This window comes from Pseudomonas sp. Sample_9, assembly GCF_004307535.1.
GTDB classification, from domain to species: domain Bacteria; phylum Pseudomonadota; class Gammaproteobacteria; order Pseudomonadales; family Pseudomonadaceae; genus Aquipseudomonas; species Aquipseudomonas mercuritolerans.
The window spans coordinates 1-4,133 of sequence record NZ_RAZO01000101.1 but is presented as its reverse complement, the minus strand read 5'-3'; the positions used below and the strand labels follow the sequence as shown (position 1 = coordinate 4,133).

Annotated in this window: 4 protein-coding genes; 2 read left to right on the top strand and 2 right to left on the bottom strand. The window is 62.0% G+C overall.

Features of this window, described 5'->3' with window-relative positions:
* On the top strand, positions 1-737 hold a 737-nt coding region (locus D6877_RS05295; RefSeq protein WP_153189063.1), incomplete at its 5' end, for an amidohydrolase family protein.
* A gap of 68 nt (positions 738-805) precedes the next feature.
* Entirely contained in the window at positions 806-1,429 is a 624-nt protein-coding gene (gene ycaC, locus D6877_RS05290; RefSeq protein WP_016774080.1) for an isochorismate family cysteine hydrolase YcaC, read from the top strand.
* A gap of 208 nt (positions 1,430-1,637) precedes the next feature.
* Here the strand turns inward: ycaC and D6877_RS05285 are convergent, their stop codons facing one another.
* Together D6877_RS05285 and D6877_RS05280 are read right to left on the bottom strand one after the other, a co-directional pair.
* Positions 1,638-3,065, bottom strand: coding sequence for a mechanosensitive ion channel family protein (locus tag D6877_RS05285; RefSeq protein ID WP_130910086.1), 1,428 nt, complete (start codon positions 3,063-3,065; stop codon positions 1,638-1,640).
* 108 nt (positions 3,066-3,173) lie between these two features.
* On the bottom strand, positions 3,174-4,133 hold a 960-nt coding region (locus tag D6877_RS05280), incomplete at its 5' end, for an alpha/beta hydrolase (protein WP_130910085.1).

Here is a 4,133-nt window from a genome sequence, read left to right as displayed (position 1 = left end):
CGTGGTTCTTCGACCACGCGGAAACCATCACCCCGCAAAACATCGAGCGCGTGAAAGCGCTGGGCGGCGGCATTGCGATTCAGGATCGCATGGCGTTCCAGGGCGAATACTTCGTCGATCGCTACGGCAAACAAGCCGCCGAAGCCACGCCGCCGATCAAGCGCATGCTCGCTGAAGGCGTGCCGGTCGGCGCCGGCACCGATGCCACTCGCGTGTCCAGCTACAACCCGTGGACTTCGTTGTACTGGATGGTCAGCGGCCGCACCGTTGGCGGTCTGGAGTTGTACGAAGAAGGTTTGCCACGCAGCACTGCGCTGGAACTGTTCACCCACGGCAGCGCCTGGTTCTCTTCGGAGCAGGGCAAGAAGGGCCAGATCCGCGTCGGCCAACTGGCAGACCTCGCTGCACTGAGCGCGGATTTCTTCAGCGTTGAAGAAGAAGCGATCAAGTGGATCGAGTCGGTGATGACCGTGGTCGGCGGCAAGATTGTCTACGCCGCCGGCGACTTCGAAGACCTCGGCCCGCGCTCGATTCCGGTGCTGCCGGACTGGTCGCCGGTAGTCAAAGTCCCGGGCCACTGGCGCCCGAACTCGCCGTTGCAAGCGCAGGTTCACCAGTGCAGCGGGCCATGCGCCGTGCACACCCACAGCCATGAAAAAGCGCGGATGTCGAATGCGCCGGTCAGCGATTTCGCCGGTTTCTGGGGCGCGTTCGGCTGTTCCTGCTTCGCGTTCTGAGTTTGAAAAAAGTGCCGGTCATCAGGGCCGGCGCTTACCGCAACAACCATCCATCCAGGAGTTTTGCCATGAGCGTTCCTTACAAGCGTCTGAACAAAGATGATGCCGTCGTCCTGCTGGTCGACCACCAGACCGGTCTGATCTCGCTGGTGCAGGATTTCTCGCCGAACGAGTTCAAGAACAACGTGCTGGCGCTGGGCGACATCGCCAAGTTCTTCAAGCTGCCGACCATTCTGACCACCAGCTTCGACGCAGGCCCCAACGGCCCGATCGTGCCGGAACTGCTCGAGCAATTCCCTGACGCGCCGTTCATTCAGCGTCCTGGCCAGATCAACGCCTGGGACAACGAAGACTTCGTTAAAGCGATCAAGGCCACCGGCCGCAAGCAACTGATCATCGCCGGTGTAGTGACCGACGTTTGCGTGGCATTCCCAACCCTGTCGGCGATTGCTGAAGGCTTTGAAGTGTTCGTCGTCACCGACTCGTCGGGCACCTTCAACACCACCGTCCAACAGGCAGCGTGGGCGCGGATGTCGGCCGCCGGTGCGCATTTGATGAACTGGTTCGCTGTCGCCTGCGAGCTGCAAGGCGACTGGCGCAACGACATGGAAGGCCTGGCGCATCTGCTGTCCGAGCGTCTACCTAACTATCGCAACCTGATCAACAGCTACACCAAGTTCACTGCCAAGTAATCTGGTCGAAAGTCAAAAGCCCCTCACCCTAACCCTCTCCCGGAGGGAGAGGGGACTGACCGAGGGGCTTGTTCGGGATACGCCGACCTGCAATACCGAGCCGAGCTTCGGTCTTGAAAGGCCCGGAGATCGGCTCCCTTTCCCCCTCGCCCCCTTGGGGGAGAGGGTTGGGGTGAGGGGAAGGCTTTTGATCTTGATTTTTGGCGCTTCAACGCTTCTGCAACCACCCCAGAAATCCACCTTTCTTCACCGCCACCGGTTTGGCCATCAACGCGAGGCGACTGTTCTGTTGACGCACCGCCTGCAACTTGTTCAAGGCCTGGCCGACTTCGCTGCGCTTGTCCATGCACTCACGGGTCAACTGTTTGTCGAGACGATAGATGATGCTCGACGTCAGCGCCGTAAACGTCGCTTGCGACGGTGTATCGGCAAGAATGCTCTGCTCACCCATGACTTCGCTCGGCCCCATGCGCCCGGCCTCGGTCTGGCCATTGCCGTCCGGCACCGTCGCGCTGACCACGCCCGTGGCAATCACGAACAGGCTGTCCGGCACTTCCTCCAGATCCAGCACCACCTGACCGGCCGTGTACTGCTGCGCGACCATCGACTCAGCGAGGCGATCGCGTTCGTCACTGCTCAGCGAGCGGAAAATCTTCACTTCATCCAGCAATGCGCGAGCACGGCTCGACGGTTCGATCACGCCGTCGGGATGCCGGGAAATACCCGCCGCTTCGAGATGGCGGTGGGCGAGGTCGAAAAGTTGATTGCGCACTTCGCTCTTCTTGCCCAGCTCAGCGATGAAACCGCTGGCAACGTATTCCGACATGGTTTCGCCGGCCTCTTTGAGCACGGCTTTCGGCGCCGGGCTGAGCAACAGCGAGCTGCTGCCCTGCAAGGTGCGATCAAGGGCATCGAGTACCCGGCGCGGACGAATGTGATTGGGCACCTGGATGCTGATCGATACGCCGTGCATGTTGCTCGGCCGGCTGAGGTTGACGATCTTCGCCTTGGCCGCCACCGAGTTCGGCACCACAGCCATGGTGCCGGCGCTGGTCAGCAGGTGCGTGGCGCGCCAGTCGATATCGAAGACCTTGCCTTCGACGCCGTCGATCATCACCAGATCGTCCACCTGATACGGCTTGGTGGTGTTGAGGACGATGCCGGAAAACACATCGGCGAGAGTGCTTTGCAGCGCCAGACCGACCACGATGGCGACCACCCCGGAAGTGGCCAGCAGACCTTTGACCGGCAGCTCCAGCACGTAGCCGGCCGCCGCGACAATGGCGACCAGAAACACCAGCGCGCCGATGACGTCCTGCAGCAAGCGACCGCTGTGGCCGATGCGGCGCATCAGCGCCAGGCCGATCACTTCGGTCAGCACCCGTGCTGCGTACAACCACCAGAGAATCCCCAGCGCCGTCGCCCCCAGCTGCGCCACGCGATCATCGGCGAACAGCGGCGCCTGCAACGGGCTGACACCGGCGTTGATCACCAGCGCGCTGAATGCCAGAAACATTGCCAGACGTACGCCGACTCGCGGTGCACGGTGGCTGAAGGGCGAGAAGTGCCAGAGTGCGGCGTCGAGCAGCAACAGCACAGTGCTCCAGGACAGCAGGTGGGCGTAGAAAAGAGTCATGACCGGTACTCCGCGACGCTGGTGAGAAAAAAGATCGCAGCCTGCGGCAGCTCCTACTTTGGAATGCGTTTTCCTGTAGGAGCCGCCGAAGGCTGCGATCTTTTGCGGTTAAGGCTGCAAATGAGTTTTCAGTTCTGCAGCCGCTTGACGCACCGCAGCTTTCACCTCGGGAATCTGGCTCAGCGGATTGAGCAGGCCGAAGTCATGAATCATCCCGTTGTAGCGCACCGAGGTCACCGGCACGCCAGCCGCATCCAAGTGCCGCGCATAACCTTCACCTTCATCACGCAGCACGTCGAACTCGGCGGTCTGCACCAGCGCAGCGGGCAGGCCCTTGAGCTGTTCGCTGCTGGCGTTGAGCGGCGAGGCATGGATCTGCGCACGCTCGGCCGGGTTGGTGGTGTAGTTGTCCCAGAACCACTGCATCATGCCCTTGGTGAGAAAATGGCCCTCGGCAAATTGCTGGTACGAACCGTCGTCGAACTGCGCATTGGTCACCGGCCACATCAACAGCTGAAAGCGCAGGGCAGGGGTTTTCTGCTCCTTGGCCATCAACGCCACGACCGCCGCCATGTTGCCGCCGACGCTGTTGCCGGCCACCGCCAGACGCTTGCCATCGACACCGATGTCCTTGCCGTGCTCGGCCACCCATTTCGTCGCGGCGTACGCCTGGTTGATCGCGGTCGGGTACTGCGCTTCCGGCGATGGCGTGTAATCGACATACACCGCAACAGCGCCCGAGCCGACCACCAGATCACGGATCAGGCGCTGGTGCGTCGGGAAATCGCCCAGTACCCAGCCGCCACCGTGGAAGAACATGAACACCGGCAACTCGCCCTTGACCTTGGCCGGGCGCACCACTTTCAGGTTGAGGGTCCGGCCATCGACCTTGATCGCCTTGTCGCTGACTTCCACACCGGACAGATCAACCTTCACAGAAGCTTGGGCACCGGTCAGCACCGCACGGGCGTCCTTCGGGCTCAGTTGCTCCAGCGGACGACCACCGCCAGCGGCGAGGGCATCGAGGAACGCTTGGGTGTTGTGTTCGACGCCAGGGCTGCCAGCGGC